The sequence below is a fragment of the Aureliella helgolandensis genome (assembly GCF_007752135.1).
Lineage (GTDB): Bacteria > Planctomycetota > Planctomycetia > Pirellulales > Pirellulaceae > Aureliella > Aureliella helgolandensis.
On record NZ_CP036298.1, the window covers coordinates 7,311,659 to 7,329,576 of the forward strand.

At 53.0% G+C, this 17,918-nt stretch carries 11 protein-coding genes; 5 read left to right on the top strand and 6 right to left on the bottom strand.

Annotated elements, in window-relative coordinates; genetic code table 11:
• Nucleotides 1–1,252: 1,252 nt before the first annotated feature.
• From Q31a_RS25885 to Q31a_RS25895, 3 genes are all read right to left on the bottom strand, one after another.
• On the bottom strand, nt 1,253–1,921 hold the full coding sequence (locus Q31a_RS25885; protein WP_145084516.1) for an exosortase C-terminal domain/associated protein EpsI: 669 nt from the start codon (nt 1,919–1,921) through the stop codon (nt 1,253–1,255).
• 327 nt (nt 1,922–2,248) lie between these two features.
• A complete protein-coding gene (locus Q31a_RS25890; RefSeq protein ID WP_145084519.1) occupies nt 2,249–4,600 on the bottom strand; it encodes an exopolysaccharide transport family protein in 2,352 nt (783 codons plus the stop codon).
• A gap of 651 nt (nt 4,601–5,251) precedes the next feature.
• Complete coding sequence (locus Q31a_RS25895; RefSeq protein WP_145084522.1) at nt 5,252–6,178, bottom strand: exosortase/archaeosortase family protein; 927 nt, start codon at nt 6,176–6,178, stop codon at nt 5,252–5,254.
• Between the two features lie 1,725 nt (nt 6,179–7,903).
• Here Q31a_RS25895 and Q31a_RS25900 point away from each other — a divergent pair.
• From Q31a_RS25900 to Q31a_RS25915, 4 genes are all read left to right on the top strand, one after another.
• Nucleotides 7,904–8,626 (top strand): PEP-CTERM sorting domain-containing protein, encoded by a 723-nt coding sequence (locus Q31a_RS25900; protein WP_145084525.1) that lies wholly within the window; start codon nt 7,904–7,906, stop codon nt 8,624–8,626.
• A 634-nt stretch (nt 8,627–9,260) separates the two neighbouring features.
• A complete protein-coding gene (locus Q31a_RS25905; protein ID WP_145084528.1) occupies nt 9,261–9,821 on the top strand; it encodes a hypothetical protein in 561 nt (186 codons plus the stop codon).
• Between the two features lie 264 nt (nt 9,822–10,085).
• Complete coding sequence (locus Q31a_RS25910; protein ID WP_145084531.1) at nt 10,086–10,940, top strand: glycosyltransferase; 855 nt, start codon at nt 10,086–10,088, stop codon at nt 10,938–10,940.
• Between the two features lie 111 nt (nt 10,941–11,051).
• Nucleotides 11,052–11,813: a CatB-related O-acetyltransferase gene (locus Q31a_RS25915; RefSeq protein WP_145084534.1), complete on the top strand. Its 762-nt coding sequence runs from the start codon at nt 11,052–11,054 to the stop codon at nt 11,811–11,813.
• 20 nt (nt 11,814–11,833) lie between these two features.
• Here Q31a_RS25915 and Q31a_RS25920 read toward each other — a convergent pair whose 3' ends face one another.
• The 3 genes from Q31a_RS25920 to Q31a_RS25930 form a co-directional block, all read right to left on the bottom strand.
• Nucleotides 11,834–12,808 carry an acyltransferase family protein gene (locus Q31a_RS25920; protein WP_145084537.1) on the bottom strand — a complete coding sequence of 325 codons (975 nt, stop codon included), beginning with the start codon at nt 12,806–12,808 and terminating at the stop codon, nt 11,834–11,836.
• Between the two features lie 636 nt (nt 12,809–13,444).
• Nucleotides 13,445–14,677: a glycosyltransferase family 4 protein gene (locus Q31a_RS25925; protein ID WP_197355719.1), complete on the bottom strand. Its 1,233-nt coding sequence runs from the start codon at nt 14,675–14,677 to the stop codon at nt 13,445–13,447.
• On the bottom strand, nt 14,674–15,993 hold the full coding sequence (locus Q31a_RS25930; RefSeq protein WP_145084540.1) for a nucleotide sugar dehydrogenase: 1,320 nt from the start codon (nt 15,991–15,993) through the stop codon (nt 14,674–14,676). Before Q31a_RS25930 ends, Q31a_RS25925 begins: the two co-directional genes overlap by 4 nt.
• Before the next feature lie 842 nt (nt 15,994–16,835).
• On the opposite strand from Q31a_RS25930, the gene Q31a_RS25935 reads away from it, so the two are divergent.
• Nucleotides 16,836–17,684: a glycosyltransferase gene (locus Q31a_RS25935; protein WP_197355721.1), complete on the top strand. Its 849-nt coding sequence runs from the start codon at nt 16,836–16,838 to the stop codon at nt 17,682–17,684.
• The last annotated feature ends 234 nt before the right edge of the window (nt 17,685–17,918 follow it).

Genomic DNA, 17,918 nt, shown 5'->3' on the forward strand with positions numbered 1-17,918 from the left:
CCAAGAGCAACCGCTCGGTGGGATAACCGCAACCGCCCAGACAACAACCACAAAGCGATGACAAGTCATCGCACTCCATATGGACTGCTGCGACTCGTCGTAGCTTTCTTGCCCGGCAACGGGTTGATTCGGCGGTCAGGATAGAGGCGGCTGCAGAGGGGAATAGGGCTTGGGTTATGTTGGGTCAACCGGTCGGTGGGTTAGCGACTCAGCTTCAAGCAGTCACCCCAAAGCGATGACGAGTCATCGCACTCCATAGGGACTGCTGCGACTCGTCGCAGCTTTCTTGCCCGGCAACCAAGAGACTCGCCAGTAGGCGCAAACACGCCCCAGGGAGGGGAGCGTTTGAACAGCTCCCGCTGCGTGAGCAAGGAAAGGTGGTTTCCGCCACACAAGATTCAGGGGCCCCAGCTCGCCGTGAAAGCACAAACCGTTCTCAACTCAACGAGCCGGAAGAAGCTTAGATTGCATAGAGTCAACCGGTCGGTGGCTTAACGACTCAGCTGCCGTCAGGCACTCCAAAGCGATGACGAGTCACCGCAGTCCATATGGAGTGCTACGACTTGTCGTAGCTTTCTTGCCCGGCAACCGGAAGCTTTCTCCAATGGCGGGAACATGCAGAGCACCCAAGCTAGCTGCCAACCTCCGGTAGATTTCAGGCCTCCCTCCCTCTTGTAGCATGGTCCCCCGGACCGTGTCCTCCCCGGGGCCGTGGCCTCAAACACTCCACTATTCCATGCCCCCCTAGGAAATCAATGGTGCGCAATCGGAAAATTTCGAGCACGAGCACGAGTAGGAGATGCACTTTGGGACACGGCCCACAAACTTTTTCCAGTGGCGACGGACGTGAGGCACCAAGGAAAAGCCGCTATTGAACCCAGTCAAACGTTCGGTGGAATACCCACTCCCCGCCCAAACACCCACTCCAAAGCGATGACGAGTCATCGCACTCCATATGGACTGCTGCGACTTGTCGTAGCTTTCTTGCCCGGCAACCAGGAGACTCGCCAGTAGGCGCAAACACGCCCCAGGGAGGGGAGCGTTTGAACAGCTCCCGCTGCGTGAGCAAGGAAAGGTGGTTTCCGCCACACAAGATTCAGGGGCCCCAGCTCGCCGTGAAAGCACAAACCGTTCTCAACTCAACGAGCCGGAAGAAGCTTAGATTGCATAGAGACAACCGGTCGGTGGCCTAACGACTCTGCTGCCGGCAGACACTCCAAAGCGATGACGAGTCATCGCACTCCACAGCCCCCTATGGCTGATGCTTGCTGGCCGTGGCCCACATCTCTTGGTTGAGCAAATCGGCGAATTCCTGCATCGGTCGCTCCGCGGTTTCCAGGGAACTAAATCGCCCCTGCAGCAAAACCTTGATGGTGCAGGGCCAAGTCTTCTCTCCCCATAGCCGATAGAACATCGCCCGTGCCTCCTCGGGACTATGGAAGCGATCCTCGCCCATCTGGTACCAATGGCAGGTCACCACCGTTTCATCCTTGCGTTGGAATTGGATCAACTCAACGGGCATCTCCATTTCCGATTCGGGTTCCGCAGCGGTTTGCCGGCTACGCCGCGACATGACTTCCCAACCAGCGGCTGGGTAACAGACCTGAGGGTGGTGCGGGGTCGACTCCCCCACTTCACTGGCGCGCGACCAAATGGCGATATGCACACCAATCTCGCGACCTAAAGAATCGCGATAGATGCGATTGATGAAGGAGTCCGCGTGCAAGACGCGGATTGTGTCATCGCGAATCTCCACCTCTTCTCCCACCCACTCTCCCAGCTTGAGCGGAATCTGTGAGGGATCGATCGGTGGCGACTCCACCGTGAAATCGTAGCCCGATTGCACGTAGCTGACCGTTCCCCAGGTAATCGCCAAGCAAGCGATCATAACCGTCGCCCGCGCGCTGAACGTATTCATCATCTTAAAAGTCTCTGTCTCAAGGATTCTCTAACGACGCTCGTTAACCCGCTCGGCACCGCATCACCACGGACGCCCGTTTAACAGGCCGTTGATTTAATAGCATCGATAACTTTGACGTACTGGCAGTGCCCCAACTGACCTGTAGCGGCAACCACCTTTCCTTGCTCACGGGGCTGTTGATTTAATAGCAATTTGAATTTTAACGCGGAGGTTGCGTCCCAAACTGCCATGTAGCGGCAACTATCGTTCCTAGCTCACGCAGCGGGTTACTATTTGAACAAGCCGCTCAGCGAAAGTTAAATCTCTACCGAGGGGGGGGGCCGCAACTCAATTCTCGATCAACTTAGGCTTCCGCTCCACACTCCGATTTTGGTAGGCGTAGTAGCCTTGATAGCCCGTCGAACGACCGCCAATGACTACCGTTCCCAAGACAGCAATCCCGTACGATTTGAGCAGGTCGCATGCCCTAGCCGCGTTGGGCAGACGCGATCGATCCCGCACCAACGTGAAGATCACGCCATCGGTATATTTACCAATTACGCGCGCATCGATCACAGGCAATACGGGAGGGGTGTCGATGATCACTAAATCGTAGTGGGATCGCAATTTATTGAGCAATGCCGCCAGACTCCCGTCCGATTCGCACTCCGTCACCGAACACAATTCGCCACCCGCCGTAATCACATGCAGATTGCGGGTGGTAGTCTCCTGGATCGCATGGGTCAGTTTCGTGGAACCGTGCAACAGCTCCGATACCCCAGGTCCTTCACTCAGCTCCAAATAACTGTGCAGCGAGGGCCGGCGCAGATCAAAATCGACCAACAACACCCGTTTGCCAGACTTGGCCAGACTGCGTGACAATTGGCAGGAAATCGTCGATTTCCCTTCGCCTGCCAAGGCGCTTGAGACCATAAACACCTGGCGTTTCTCCACAGCCGCGCGGTGCAGCACCATGGCGGCTACCGAATCAATGGCTTCAGCTAACTCAACCGCTCGCTGATAATCCCGTCCCTTCTTGGCTTGGCCTGGAGAGACCAACGGATCGCGATCGACCATGGGAACCGTACCAAAGGTCGACAGCGAGAGCGAATGGCTGACCCCCTCCAAATTGTCTACCTTGCGGCGTGTCAGATCCCAGCCAACCAGCAGCACCAACGGCAACAGTAACCCTAGCCCCCCCCCGGCGCCCGCCACGGCAAATCGTTTCTTGAGATCCGGTGCGATCGCGCGATCGGCAGAACTGAGTAATTTGATACGAGAAGCGGTTTTGAGCTCGATGCTGGTTCGCTCGATCTCGCCCCCTACATGTTGCAGAACATCCTCCAGTCCTGCAATTTCCGCCCTCATCAATTCGACGTCAATCGACGATTGCCCCAGCTTGCGAGTTTCGTCTGACAAGACATCGACTTTCTCTTGCAGCAACGCTTCTTGCTGCTTCAAGACTTCGATGTGCGAAGCCCGGCTGATGAGATCTTGCTGAGTGAGTGCGCCCAACGGAGTTCGGTTAGTGGCAGACTGTTGCTGCCCCAGTGGAAGCATAGACTCTGCGTTCGTCTTGGCGAGCGATTCCAGTGCAGCCTCCCGGGCATACTCCCGTCGTTTGTCCAGCAACTCTTGCCGCGCTTCCAGCTCGACAGTCAGGGCTCGGGCACTGGGGTGGCCGGGGCCGACCGAAGCTCGCATGACTGTCAATTGCGATTGGATACGAGCAATATCATCCTCCAGCCGCAATACGTCAGGGGTTCTCAGCAGCGATTCGGAAACGTCAGATTGAGGCTCACGTGCGGCAACCAGCCCGCCTTCCTCCGATTGCGAGTCGGCCGCCAATTCAGCAGCTTGGGTCCTTAAACGCTGGTCAAACTCTGAAGCCAGTTTCATTTCTCCTTCGGCCTGCATCAAGGCAAACTGAATCGTACTCAGCTTCTCTTGCATCAGACCGTACTGCTGCAATGCATTCTGCTGGGCCACGGTCAGGGATTCCGCGTCTCCCGTACCTAAAAGTGTAGCCAAGGATTTCAATTCAGCCCGCTTTATACGAACCTTGCTCTCCGCTTCCGCATGAACTATTTCCAGGCTTTCCAATCGCTGGCGTCGCTGGCTGCGTTCGTTCCCCACCACCTCCTTCATATAGGCGTCTACCACCCCATTCACAATTTTTACGCAATCGGCGGGAGACTGGGTTTCCAAAGTAACTTGCATAACCTCACCATCCCCTGGAAAAGTGACTTCCAGCTTTTCCTGCAACCAGGAAACAGGATCATCATGTTGCGCGATGATCGGCAGGGAGGACAATTCACCGTCACGCAGCGCCGCATTCAGCACGAAGGGAGTCAGCATTATTTGCTGCTGCGTGCTCTTATACAACTTGAATCCCGATACGCCACCTCCAGCCTGATCGACCGTCTCAAACAACAGCGGACGATTGTCAGAATCGATCCGCAAGTAGGCCGAGGCCGCATATTTTGGCACCATGGCCAGCCACCCAGCGACGGCCCCAGCAACTCCTAGCAAGACCCCTAGCGGCAGACCTATCCACCACCAACGTCGCAAGGAGCCTAGAGCTGCGGACAAATTGGGACCACTTGGTTCAGGCCCCCCTTTAACGGGTCGGGCTACGACGATTTGCTGTTGTGCGTTTGTTCGCTGGCCGTTCGTCCCGTTGACTCTGTCTGTAACCATTGCAACTTGTTTTTCACTGAGGAATTCTGAAGTTAATTTAAATCCTTCGCTCGGCTTGAGCGAGCGAAGGACGCTAGCCACCGGCTTTATCTTTTGTCTCTCGGTCCCAGGCGGTGCCTGGGCTGTGCAAACAAGGGCAGTTGAAATCTGTTGCTGCCTCTCACATTACCCTGGAGTATCTACAGCGCAACCGTAGCATGGCCCCCCGGCCGTGTTTGCCACTCATTCGCAACTCTATCGCATGTGCAGGCACAGCCCAAATACCCTCCCCCCAACGGCCCCCCATTCGGTCGCCCCTCGCGGCTTACTTGTTTGTCGCATGTTCTGTTATTTCGCAAAGGTCTCGCCACGGTTGGCGTTATATCAACGTTTCCCTGCTCACCGGCATGTTGAAATAGTAACCCGCCGCGTAACGGGCTGTCGATTTAATAGCAATTTGAATTCTAACGCGGAGGTTGCGTCCCATACTGCCTTGCAGCGGCAACTATCTTTCCTTGCTCACGCAGCGGGTTACTATTTCGACAGCCCGGTAAGTAAGGACGAGTGGTTGTTGCTACGGGTCAATTAGGAAAACTATACTGCTCAGTAAAACCAAAATCGTGCTTAAATCAACAGCCCGTCACACGGCGGACTGCAATTTCGGCAAGGCCGCTATCGCGCCGCCGCCGATCCCAATTGAGATCGGTGCCCGTCGTCAATAATCAATCGTTCCAGGATGGCCAACCCGCCCAAGAGGATCGCAAATCCCATCGGCATCATGACCCAGCCCGCCACATCGTGAAATATCTTCTCGGCAGTTTCCGCGCCGAAGTGCTCATACGCCAAACCGGTAGCGACGATTCGAATGCAGTTGACCGCGATTGCAATGGGTACTGCAGCCATGCCAATCGCGAGTTTTTCGATCAGACTACGATCAATGACCAAGCACGCGCCGACCGTTAGAGCAAAAAATGCATACAGCATTCTCAGGCCGCTGCAGGCTTCCGCCACGCCGATCTCTCCGTTGGAGAGTGAGATAATGTTCCCATCCGCGATGGCTGGTACCCCTGCCGTCTGCAAGAAGAAGGTACTAATGCTCGTAGCCACCGCCTGCAATCCCCCGCTCATGCGACCCGCTAAGAATCCAGGCAGCGGAACGGTAAAGACCAAGAACAGCAGCGCCGGGAGTGCCCAGAGCATCGCGCGGCGCCCTAGCAAAATCCCCAGTGCCCCTAGCAAAAACGGTATGAGTGACAGTGCCTCAAAGGTCAAGACTCGCATGTAGATGCCGACCAACCGCAGCAACAGCCCCGCCACCAGCAGCGCTACGCCCCACCACAGACCATCGGAAATCAATGGGCTCCCAGAATCCGAAAGCGAGGCCAACTTCTTTCTGCCGGCCCAAAGTAGATAAAGCGAGAAGAGCACCACCAACCAACCATGCGAGTAGTCGGGATTGGTTTGCCAAGTCCGCGCCAGCCATCCAAAAATATCGGCATACATCCAGCCACAAAAGGCGACCACAATCAGGACCAGCCACCACGACTTATTGGTGGATGACGCGACTGCAGCGGGTTGGGATGGGTTTGAATCAGTCATCGGGATAAACTTCGGCTGCAGGAACCCTGCTCAGAGGCAATACGGAATGAACCAGATCTTACGCAAACGCCTATCAGCGTGGCAAACAGAAATGCGCGTCGAACGCGATGCAGTCCGCCACCGGACCTTTAGGGCTAGGACAATTGTAGATTGCAAATGCAATTTTGAGGGCAATCCCCCCCAGGATAATTGCACAAAACCGTTTCCTAGGTGGTTAACCGGGCTTTTCCCCACTCAGCGACCGCTGAGTGGTAGTGAAAATAACGGTAAGAAGGATTTTGCTTTGGACTGCGATGACTCGCCCTGATCGCTAGCGTCCGACCGAGGAGTACTTAGCGACGCCATCGTCCGTTCATATCCTCCCGTCCTCCCGCGCGAGCGATCGGCCGAACGTCGGTGTTCTCTCGGGAGGAGCGCTACATGAGTACCACGAACTCAGCGGGGAGGGGCTTACGGCTTAGATTCACCCACTTTTCACGGTCTTAGTCGTGCTCGTGCTCGAGTGTCGGATTACAGACGAGTTCAAGTAGGCGTGGGAGCCTTTGATTTCCTTGGGTTTGACGCATAAAGTTGTGGGTCCCCCCCAAGGCTCGGCCGATCCCATTCGATTCGCAAGCAAAACCAACAGCGAAATGCACTTCCAACCACACTTACCGCTGCGAAGTATCCAGGCAGACGTTTTGGCAGGAAGATGGGGGCAGGAAGATTCGATGCGTGAGCTAGCACTCCAAGACTGGCCGTCTTCTTTTATTTTCCTGCCAATTCCTCCTCCCTTCTTCAGCATTCAATCTAGGACGGTCCATAGTGAGCATGTCTTAGCTACCGAATTGCCCGCTAAAAACGCGAATTTACGCAAATAAAAACTGGGGGGCCGAATGGTGGGTTGCTAAAGGCCTGGTAGGGACAAGCGATTTTGCTGTCTCGAACCCCTCCCCTTGCTTCTCTCCCTTTGCTAAGACGCCCAATTCACTGTCGGCCTCTCGACTCTCCAGTAGCATTCAGACAGAACCGAGCCCCCCCAAAAAAACACACCGGCCAGCTATATATTTCCCCCAACGCCCCCCGTGACGAAACTCCCTTATTTTTCTGTCTCCATTTTTCAGTCTATTCCTCCCCGCCCCCAAGCAAGAAAGCTACGACAAGTCGCAGCACGCCATATGGACTGCGATGACTCGTCATCGCTTTGGAGCAAATGTTTGGGCCGGAGCAGTTAGACCACCGAGCTAGCGCCCCTGAGCACCCCCCCGCTGCAGCCGCCTCTACCCCTGACCACCCAATCCACCCGCCCCGAAGCAAGAAAGCTACGACAAGTCGCAGCACGCCATATGGACTGCGATGACTTGTCATCGCTTTGGAGCAATCGTTTGGGCCGGAGCAGTCAGACCACCGAGCTAGCGCCACTGAGCACCCCAAGCCCCCCCCCTCCTTCTACAGCCGCCTCTACCTTGACCGCCCAATCCACCCGCCCCCAAGCAAGAAGGCTACGACAAATCGCAGCACTCCATAAAAAGCCCCTCCCCTTCAGCCCTGCCTACACACTACAGACGTAATAACCGGCATGACTGCTGAAGTCTTCCCAAACATCGGCGCCAATTACTGGCTTGAAGTGCTGAGCCTGTCTATACTAAGATCACTGCAGCAACCGGCTGGAAATCATCGCTTTGTTTGAGATTTTTAGCCCTAAGACATTCCTGAATACTCGTCAAGTTCTCTAGGTCAGTGCACATGAAATCCGTTTGCCTTACTTCACTGAGTCTCGCACTAGCCCTATGCACCTGGCTACCCGGTGTGGCCAGTGCGGAAATGATCTACCAAGCCAATTTCAACTCGGGCTCACTGGACAACACAAAATGGACAACTTACAGCTCAGTGACTGGAGTTAACGGCGGATACCTGGCAATCTACGATTCGGACCCTGCCCATGGCAAGTCGCTTTTCATGGACAGCAAGACATTGCCGGGAACAGCTAACTACAACCACGCTACACTTGCAGTCAATGTTTCTGGCTACAGCCAAATGTCGCTGGTCTTCGATTCTTTTACCTTCTACGACTTTAACGATGTGCTGGGCACTGCCCCGTTCACCGGAACGAAGAATGGCGATGGCATCGCGATCAGCACCGACAACAACAATTGGCTGCCAATCTGGAGTCCAGCCAGCGGCGCTGCCTCCATGGGCTGGACGCCAGGGACGACCGTCCTGGTTTCCGATGCACTTACGAGCAACGGAATTGCAGATGGCTCAGTAAGCACCCTATACATCCGATTCCAACAATACGACACCTACCAAGACAATGGCCAACTCAGTTCCGACGGACGCGCTTGGGACAACATCGCGCTCAGCGGCACGTCTGCCGGAGCAGCCGTTCCGGAACCGACAACGGGAGTTCTAGCTGGCCTGGGCCTGCTAAGCCTGTGTGGCGTGCGTGTTTCGCGCCGCCGTCGCTAGCCAACCGACTCACCGACCATGCGTTCACTCTGGGCCAATTTGCGGAACCGCTGGCAGCGTCTTTTTGCGGCGAGCGCCCAGTGCGGGAGCTGCCACGAGTGGCTCCCCCCTGCCCTACTTCAAGATCTGGGGCACTGCTATGTTTGCCCACGCTGCCAAGCCACTGTTTCGGAGCAATTGTAGCCCGCCCCCTTCCCGTAGCATGGTCGCCCCGACCGTGTCCCCTTCCCGTAGCATGGCCCCCCGGACCGTGTTCCTCCCGTGGCACGCCCCCAGGCCCTTGTTCCCTCACACCCCGTCACATGGACCACCGGCCCTCTACCAACCTCCCCCGACAAGAAGGCTATTCTCCCCGTCGCCTTCAACCTAAACTTGCATGTAAGAGAGTGGACGATGGAACAGGCCGAATGAGCTAAAAAATCGAGGGGACATGCCACCTCGTCCCGCACCTACCCAAAATCCATTTTGGATGAGCCGCTGGTTCTATACTGGTCGTTAGAATTGAGTCCACACTAGCATTCCGCACCGAGGGCTTCATCCGAGCTGGCTTTCAGAGTCAAGGGATTCGCCAGCCCCCCGTTGATCGCGGCGACCAAGAGCTCGCTACTTCCCTCTCCCCCAGCTGAGTGCAACGATGAATTTCCTGGGAGACCCCGATGCAATTGGGATTTTGATCACAGTCGGTTACTTCCTGGCTGCCGGCCTCTGCTTCCATCGCTACCACCGGCAATCGCAAACGGCCAATACCCCTCTACCCCAGCTCCGATTTTGGCTATTCGTAGCGGCCGCCTACCTCCTGCTGGGAATCAACAAGCAAGCAGACCTGCAAGTCCACATAACCGAGGCCCTACGGAGCTGGGCGCGACAAGGCAATTGGTATGCCAACCGACGGCTATGGCAAGCGGCTGCATCCGGCGTCATTGGCTTAACAGCCATCGGTGGCATCACTTGGGCAGTATGGCAAGTGAGACACTGGCCGCGAGCGTACCATCTAGCCATGCTGGCAATGGGATTACAAACCACTTATGTGCTGCTGCGCATGGTCTCTTTCCATCATGTCGATGCTCTATTAGGTATCTCGTTGGGAACAACGCGCCTCGGATGGCTGATCGAACTCTCAGGCATCGCATCATGTTGCATAGCTACTTCAATCAACCTTCGAGCCCAGCGAAAACCTTCAAACAGTGCCAACTAGCTTCCCCCCAGCAGGAAAGCCTCCGCCACTTGCTTAATTTAGCGTCACCTCATAAAACCGGTGCTTGAGATCGAAGCGATACTGATAGCCTTAACTTAACCGCAAGTAAGCTGGAAATTTAGAATATTCACCAACGATGCACGATGCTTCCGCCGCCCCTGGGACCACAGTCGCTAATAATTTATCTGTAGGATATCCCCGACCAGTCGTTCATATTTTTTCATCGCTCCAACGCCACCTCAGTTAACTCAGATCACCTGGCTCATGATTTCCATAATAATACCGGCATACAACGAAGCCTCTGTAATAACCAGGACACTGAAAAGCGTCGCCCAAGCCCTAACCGCTGAACCGGGCGAAATCATTGTGGTTTGCAATGGCTGTAGAGACGAAACCTTCGACATAGCCAGTAGCTTTGGAGAGCAGGTACGAGTTTTCAACATCGAGCAAGGATCTAAAATTGCTGCGCTCAACCTGGGTGATGAACAGGCTCAAGGTTTCCCTCGATTTTTCCTAGACGCAGACATTGAGCTGTCCCCCAATGCACTACACGATACGTCGAAGGTACTACGCGAGGGCAGAATACACGCTGCCGCACCTAGAATGAAATGCAATACCGCACAATCTTCCTGGATGGTACGCAGCTTCTACCGCACTTGGCTGGACCGTCCCTACCATCGACTGGGCCACGTGGGAAGCGGATTTGTTGGTATTAGTGAAATTGGACGTTCACGTTTCGAACAATTCCCCAACATTATTGCCGACGATGAATTCGTCAGGCGCCAGTTCACACCGCAGGAACGAGCTGTTATTGATTCGGCTACGTTTACAATTCGCGCCCCGCACGATGTACGATCCTTGATTAAAGTTAAGACCCGTGCACGTCTAGGAACTCTGCAGTTGAATGCAACGCATCCGGAATTGCAAATGAATGCGAAAGCACAAGCAGAGAACAACAGAGACTCCGTACACTCCGCTAACAATGAAACTAGCGAGCGCAATTGGATTGACAAAGCTGCGTACGGGTTTGTGGTACTGACGTCGCGATATCGAGCGCGGAGACAATTTGCTCGAGCTCAATTCACGACCTGGGAACGCGATGAGACGAGCCGACAATAAAATTGGTCAACAAACAGCTTGGTTGCCCCAATGGCGGCCTCCCAATTTTCGTACATTTGGACGTGTACCGTGTTTTCACCCTAATTTCCTATCGCCAAGAGGGCAGATGCAATGGACGCAAATAGCAATTCGAGCTGGCCGGAGCTCAAGCAGTCGCGAACTGCAACTGCGTTATTCCAGCTAGCTGGAATGTTAAGGCTGTGCAAACGCTGGACGATTGCAAGACACTTGATCACCTCGATTTGCAAACTTGAGGGCGGAGAAACTTTCTCTCCCACCGCAAGAAAATTCTTGGCAAATTACTATGGGGTACATATTGGCAGCTACAGCTACGGAGGTGTATTCAAGCCAGGTGCGTTTCCGGCAAAGACATATGTCGGACGCTACAGCTCCATCGCGGCAGGAGTCAGGTGTATTGAACGCAACCATCCCTATAACAGGGTTTCAACTTCGTCCTTCTTTTACGAACCCAACCTCGGAATTGTATCCGAGAGCCAACTTCCGGCCTACGAGCCAATCTACATAGGCCACGACGTCTGGATTGGCTGGAATGCGATACTACTGCCTGGATGCCGGAGAATTGGTAACGGAGCCATCATTGGAGCCGGCGCCATTGTGACCAGTAACGTACCTCCCTACGCCATCGTGGCCGGTTCTCCTGCAAAGATATTAAAGTATCGCTTCAATCCTGAACTGATCGAATCATTGGAGGCAACCAACTGGTGGCAACTGACTCCTCAACAGCTTAGAGAGCATCGAGAATTGTTCTGCTGCACAATTGACATGGCTTCCATTTCTCGCCTAGCAGCTTGCGGAACATCCAGTCCTCCAACACCTGACAGACGATCCGTCTCAGATGAAGTCCAAAGTTAGAAAGGATACAAAATGCCGTTCTAACCAGCAGTAGCTTGGGTACTAAACGCGGCCCTCCCCGCCAAGACACCTATGCATACGTGAACGATGGCGTACACGGTTGAGAAGCAAACCACAACTACACCTTGAACATCGCCTGCTAGCTGGTCAATGGGCGTCAGTGAGACCAACGAGATTATTAGCGGATGGATCAAGTAAATCGGTAAGGCAAGCTCCCCAAGGAAGCGAACCGAATTCCCAGCTGGCAAGGGGAAAACCCAGCCGATCATTGCGGCCAGTCCACCAATTGCAAAGGGAATGGACCACGACAGGAATCCGCCCATGAAGGCTAACAAGGCTGTGGCTAGGATGGCCCCAACAATGATCGCATTATCGAACCGTTTGCCCCGAATTCCCACAATCATTCCTAACATCACTGATGGAAATGCGAAGCACCATTGCAAGAACGGAATCGACAAGTCGCCCTGACTAACAATACTCGCACTAAGGTATCCCAAACTGGGCAGAGTCAACACAAGAGCCCAAAAGAGAACTCTTCCACTCCGCCTCCCCAAGGCCTGCACCAGTAGGTATGCTGCGGAGGTCGAGAAGAATGCGAAGGGAAGGAACCACAAGTGCAGAGACGGACCTGTACTCAGCATCCACCAGGAAAACTCATGGGAAATGGCGGTATGCTCGACCAATGCTTCTGCAACTTTCGCGATCGCATAGAGTAGTGACCAAATTACCCACGGCACCAAAAGTCGCTCGGCGCGCCGCCATACGACTGTTGCAAGCGTTTTCCCCTTAGAATTGGCATTGGTAGCCAGTGCAATCATAATTACACAGAACAGCGGTAGTCCTGCATATCCAATTGAGCGACCAGTGTTTCCCGCGTGAAACCAAACGATTCCCCAAGCAGCCAACAGCCTCAATATTTCAACCGAACCGTTTACCTGAGCCCCTCGAACGCTCAACGGCACAGGCAACTGTGATACCACATTGTCTGGGTGCATTCATTGGCCTAAAAGTAGTTCTCGTTCATTAATACAATCAGCGACTTTTACTTTTCAATCTTCAGCCAAATGCACAACCCTAAATTTCATCCTATGAGCTCCTGTTCAATTTGCAAGAGATTTCGCTTACAAACCTAACTAGAAGTGCAGCTTGAAGCCTCTTTAGCCTACCACGGATGTAACTATTTATCTGGACAACGCACCGCGACTTGACCGAATCGAGCAAGTCCTCCTTGAATGGCTTGCGAAGAACAACGCTTGCGTCTAACGCATCTATCAATCGCTGTAAGCAAGTAAACCAGTGGGGACTACACAAGCAACTAACTTGTTCGCTAAGAAGGCGTTTGCGATGCAAGCCTGGGCAAAGTAGACGACGCACTTCTAACCTTCCCCCGCAAGAATTCGCGAAACACTTCGCCAAGCTCAGCATTCGAAACTTAACCAAGTTCGCGCACCAAACTAGATTCAGTCATGGTGGTCTTCGCATCGCCAGCAACCGATGTAAATCGAAATATACAGAAGGCAATACCTGCCTTCCGGGAGCCACCCTTTCAACTTGTAACAACGGATCGGACGCTTCCAACAATTCACCCTACGCATTAACTCTCGAAGCAGAACATCAATCCGCATATCCGCCTAATCAACACGAGAGTTACTGACTGGCAAACGCCCCAGGAGCTTGTCATAAAAGTCTACAAGCACCTGCCGACTGTAATCCCATGCCAACATTTCCTCGACTCTAGCTCGACCAATCCTCCCCATCTCCTGCCGTTTCGCAGGATCACTTAGAAGCATCCGCATTGCGTCCGCCATTCCCTGCTCGCTATCCCCACTAACATAAACAGCAGCCTCGCCAGCGGTGCACCGAGACTCCACAAGATCAAAACTAACTAAAGGCAGCTCCATCGCCATATACTCGACGATCTTGTTCATAGAACTCACGTCATTCAATGGATTCTTAGGGTCAGGCGCAATCCCCAAGTCGGCTGTGGACATGTACTGCTTAAGGTCTGAATCTGAAATCCGACCTGTAAAATGCACAACCCCAGCAAGATCCAAGCTTTCCGTCAGACGAATCAAATTATCAAACTCGTCCCCACTTCCAATAAACGTAAAGCTCGTGTCCTTCAATCCATCATCAATTGCGTAGCGAACCGCACGAAGCGCGTAGTCCACCCCATCTTGCGCCCCCATAACTCCCAAATAGACAACCAGTTTTTCACGACCACGCCGCAACTCGGGAACCGGCAATCCGCGTTCGAAGCGGCTAAGCAAAGGACCGGATCGCACTACTGCGACATCAGACTCTTCCTTACCTCCGCGCGCTACCGCAATGCGTTTATAACTCTCATTGGTCGCAATAACACCATCCGCAGTTTGAAATTGTTTTTTCTCCAGCCACAAAAGAGCTCTATACAAAAAGTCCTTTCGGTCGAACTTAGACTCGTAGAGCTCAGGGCAAAGATCATGATGGTCAAAGACGAATTTCACACCACGCGTCTTATATGACTTCGCGATATGCCAGAAAGTATCAGGTGGATTGCACGAGTGAATTACGTCGAACTTCGATTCTTGCCAAATCTTCGCTAACAACTTACGAGTCTGCCAGTAGCAATACGCAAACTCGCGGATGAAGCTCAGTTTGCCGCGTGTCAGTGCTGGTGGAGGATACCGATAGACGTGAATGCCATCGATTTCGCGATTGGCAACTTCATCATCGGGTGCCATGGGTGACACTACACTAATGCGATAGCCAGCGTTGGTTAGTGCAAGAGACTCCATCCAGACCCTACGATCAAAGGGCACTGGTAGGTTTTCAACAAGTATGACAATATGAGGCTGCCGCTCGGTGCGTTCAGAGGCATTCACCAGTACAATCCTTCGTATTTCCCGGCTACGCAGTCTACCGAGGTGATATTCGCAAGGTCTAAAACAATTTGATCGGGAGTAATCATCGGAATCGTTTTACGATAGGTTTCGGCATTGTGGCCATAAACGAGTACTTCCGCATGGCATAACGCTTGCTCCGACTCAACAAGCACGGACTTTAAGTGTGGAAGCTCAATGTCAATAAAATCTTTGTTTGAGCCGAAAATCGACGCATACTTTACGTTGGGATCGTATATCCTGACATCGTACCCCTTACCAATCAGTATTTCTGCCAGATGAACCAGGGGGCTTTCCCGCAAATCATCAGTCGCCTCTTTAAAACTAATCCCGAGTAAGGATATACGGCGCTTACCGAAAGCCATTATTCGCTCGGATGCTTGCTCTATCTGCAAGCGGTTGCTGCTAAGTATGCCTTCGGCCATTGGCATCGCGACATCCGCTTTCTTTCCAAAATTAATGCAAGCTCGCAAATCTTTTGGTAGGCAACTTCCTCCAAATGCAAACCCGGGCTTCATATACTTATCGGAAATATTGAGTTTATTGTCTCTGCAAAGGATTTCCATCACTTCACGTGCATCAACCTCTGCACGCTTGCAGAACATCCCCATCTCGTTTGCAAATGTAATCTTCAACGCGTGAAAAATGTTACATCCATACTTCATTGCCTCTGCCGTGGATACGCTGCAATGCAAACGCTCGCCAGATACACTCAACGCACCTTCGTATAGACCACAGAGCTTATCAAACTCCGATTTTGACGAGGAGCCAATTACGGTCATAGGAGGGTTGTAGAAGTCAGCGATCGATGTGCCTTCTCTCAAGAATTCAGGATGCATGCTGATCCCGAAGTCACGTCCAGCTTTTAAACCACTCGCTTTTTCTAATGCAGGAACTACTAAACTGGCTGTGGTCCCGGGAAGAACCGTTGATCTCACTACTACCGAATGATACGCATTTTTCGAGCGAAGAGCTTCGCCGATCTCTTCGGACACACGTTCTACAAAACGTGTTTGGAGTGCGCCATTGGGAAGCGAGGGTGTGCCAACGCAAATCAGCGAAACATCACTCTCGGCTACCGCTTGGTCGCAACTAGACTTCACTTTCAACCGCCCCAACTTCACCATTTCGGCTAATAGCTCATTCAATCCCTCTTCGAGAATTGGGCTTTTACCTGAACTGATTAGATCGAGCTTGACTGCCGAAGGATCCACTCCAATGACTTCGTGTCCCATCTGGGCCAAACACGCTCCAGTTACAGCCCCAACATACCCCATCCCGAATACTGAAACTCTCATTGAGACCCCATGTTAAGCCAAAATATAGTGCAGATAAAAATCGCTGGAAGTCAATATTCTTTAGCATGACAATCGCCACGCCATTATCATTTGCCTCAGAACCACTCCTGCGTCAACCTTCGCGATTCAGTGCATGCGCTGTGATTCAGAGATTTAGACTTCAGCAACTGCGATGATTTCTCGGGTATAGGGTACGCAAATGCTTTTGGATTAGCAACTCATCTATATTTAAACAGATTGCCACATCCCCTATTCCTGGACCAGCAGTTGCAAAAGGGGAGTTCAGGAAATAGTTAACCAGAGCGACTGCATGCTGCATTGATGGAATGAAGCCAACGCAGATTTCGAAGTGAACCAGCAAAACTGTCTACAAAATCTGAATAAGTCGCGACTAAGGCAAGGGCAATTACTGCCATCAATGGCGCCCTACGTAGTAACATCGAGCGAATTAGCTTGCATTCGAGCCAACTCGCTCGCAGCGTCTTCAGCCCACTGCTTTGGCTTAACATACAATCTGCCCCTCACCCCGCGCTTAGCACTACCCTCCCCCGCTACTGCTCGAGGAAGAGGAAATGGTGCATTTTATGCGAATCGGGATTACTATTGGCGTACAAGGGATGCTCGCTTTGCCTACTAGCAAACGTGTGTTCTAGGTCACACTTGGTCCGCGGAAGTTTATGCGTCACGGTCTGTACACTGATTCACGCGTCACTCAGACAATCTCCCAGCCTCAAGCCAATAAACCTGCTTACCACTGGACCTTCCCTCATCCCCTACACAATTTGTGCCTAGTGCATTTTCGGCTAGGCGAGTCCACTAATGCCCCCAAGAGACTTTCGAAAATGCTCACCGTGATTATTCCGGCATGCAATGAAGAGTCCGTAATCGGAGACTGTCTCGCAAGCCTAGCTCGCCAGCAAGAGATTTCAAACGTCGAAATCCTAATTATTGCCAATGGATGTAGTGACGGAACTGCAGCGATAGGAAAATCCTTCAATTCGGCATTTGCCGCTCGCGGCATATCCCTACGCGTCCTGTCGTTACCAGCAGGCAACAAGAATCAAGCCCTGAACGCGGGAGATGCTGCGGCGAGATTCCCCTCTCGCGTGTATCTCGATGCCGATGTTCGGTGCTCACCCTATTTGCTATCGCAAATCAACAAGATCCTTTCCGCCCCCTCCCCAACCTATGCAAGCGGGACCATGCAAATCGACGCTACAGGGGACCTCGTAGGAAGATGCTACGCCAAAATTTGGAAAGCCACTCCGTACATACGCGATACCATCCCCGGATGTGGTTGCTACGCAGTCAACGGTCCAGGCCGCCAACGCTGGACTGACTTTCCGCCCATCCATTCCGACGACAAATTCGTTCGCCTACACTTCAATGCGCAAGAGAGAGTGCAAGCAACTGCGGCTTACTACTGGCCCTTGCCTCAAGGATTCCGAACCCTGGTTCGAGTCCGCACCCGCTGGACACGCGGAAACCTGCAACTCGCATCCCGTTATCCGTATTTAAAGAAAAATGACGTTCGTAGATTTGCTATCGACGGTCGCTTTTTGGGGACGCTTTTTACGAACCCCATCTCGACGATCGTATTTTCTGCTATCTATACGGCAGCCCTAGTTACCGCTGCATTGCAGCTTTGGAAACAGCAGAAGGACATAAAGTGGGACCGCGCACGAATCTGAAACGAATGCTGGACCACTCAATGCGTTTTTCAAACCAAGAAAATCCCTCTGTCACCCGCTATACCGTCAAGAACTAGCTGAACAGAAATTCTTAGGAAGAAGCGTTAGCCTGCTCCCTTTCCGACAGCGGCGGGGCAAGATCTCCTCGTGAATCCCATTTGCCCACTCGGTTTTGGCTTACCCCCCCACCGTTACCTCGAGCACCGATCCGCCGCCAAAGTAAATCAGCATAGT

Coding starts and splice junctions, on each gene's coding strand:
- Q31a_RS25885 (WP_145084516.1), bottom strand. CDS start 1,921: ATGATGAATACGTTCAGCGCGCGGGCGACGGTTATGATCGCTTGCTTG.
- Q31a_RS25890 (WP_145084519.1), bottom strand. CDS start 4,600: ATGGTTACAGACAGAGTCAACGGGACGAACGGCCAGCGAACAAACGCA.
- Q31a_RS25895 (WP_145084522.1), bottom strand. CDS start 6,178: ATGACTGATTCAAACCCATCCCAACCCGCTGCAGTCGCGTCATCCACC.
- Q31a_RS25900 (WP_145084525.1), top strand. CDS start 7,904: ATGAAATCCGTTTGCCTTACTTCACTGAGTCTCGCACTAGCCCTATGC.
- Q31a_RS25905 (WP_145084528.1), top strand. CDS start 9,261: ATGAATTTCCTGGGAGACCCCGATGCAATTGGGATTTTGATCACAGTC.
- Q31a_RS25910 (WP_145084531.1), top strand. CDS start 10,086: ATGATTTCCATAATAATACCGGCATACAACGAAGCCTCTGTAATAACC.
- Q31a_RS25915 (WP_145084534.1), top strand. CDS start 11,052: ATGGACGCAAATAGCAATTCGAGCTGGCCGGAGCTCAAGCAGTCGCGA.
- Q31a_RS25920 (WP_145084537.1), bottom strand. CDS start 12,808: ATGCACCCAGACAATGTGGTATCACAGTTGCCTGTGCCGTTGAGCGTT.
- Q31a_RS25930 (WP_145084540.1), bottom strand. CDS start 15,993: ATGAGAGTTTCAGTATTCGGGATGGGGTATGTTGGGGCTGTAACTGGA.
- Q31a_RS25935 (WP_197355721.1), top strand. CDS start 16,836: ATGCTCACCGTGATTATTCCGGCATGCAATGAAGAGTCCGTAATCGGA.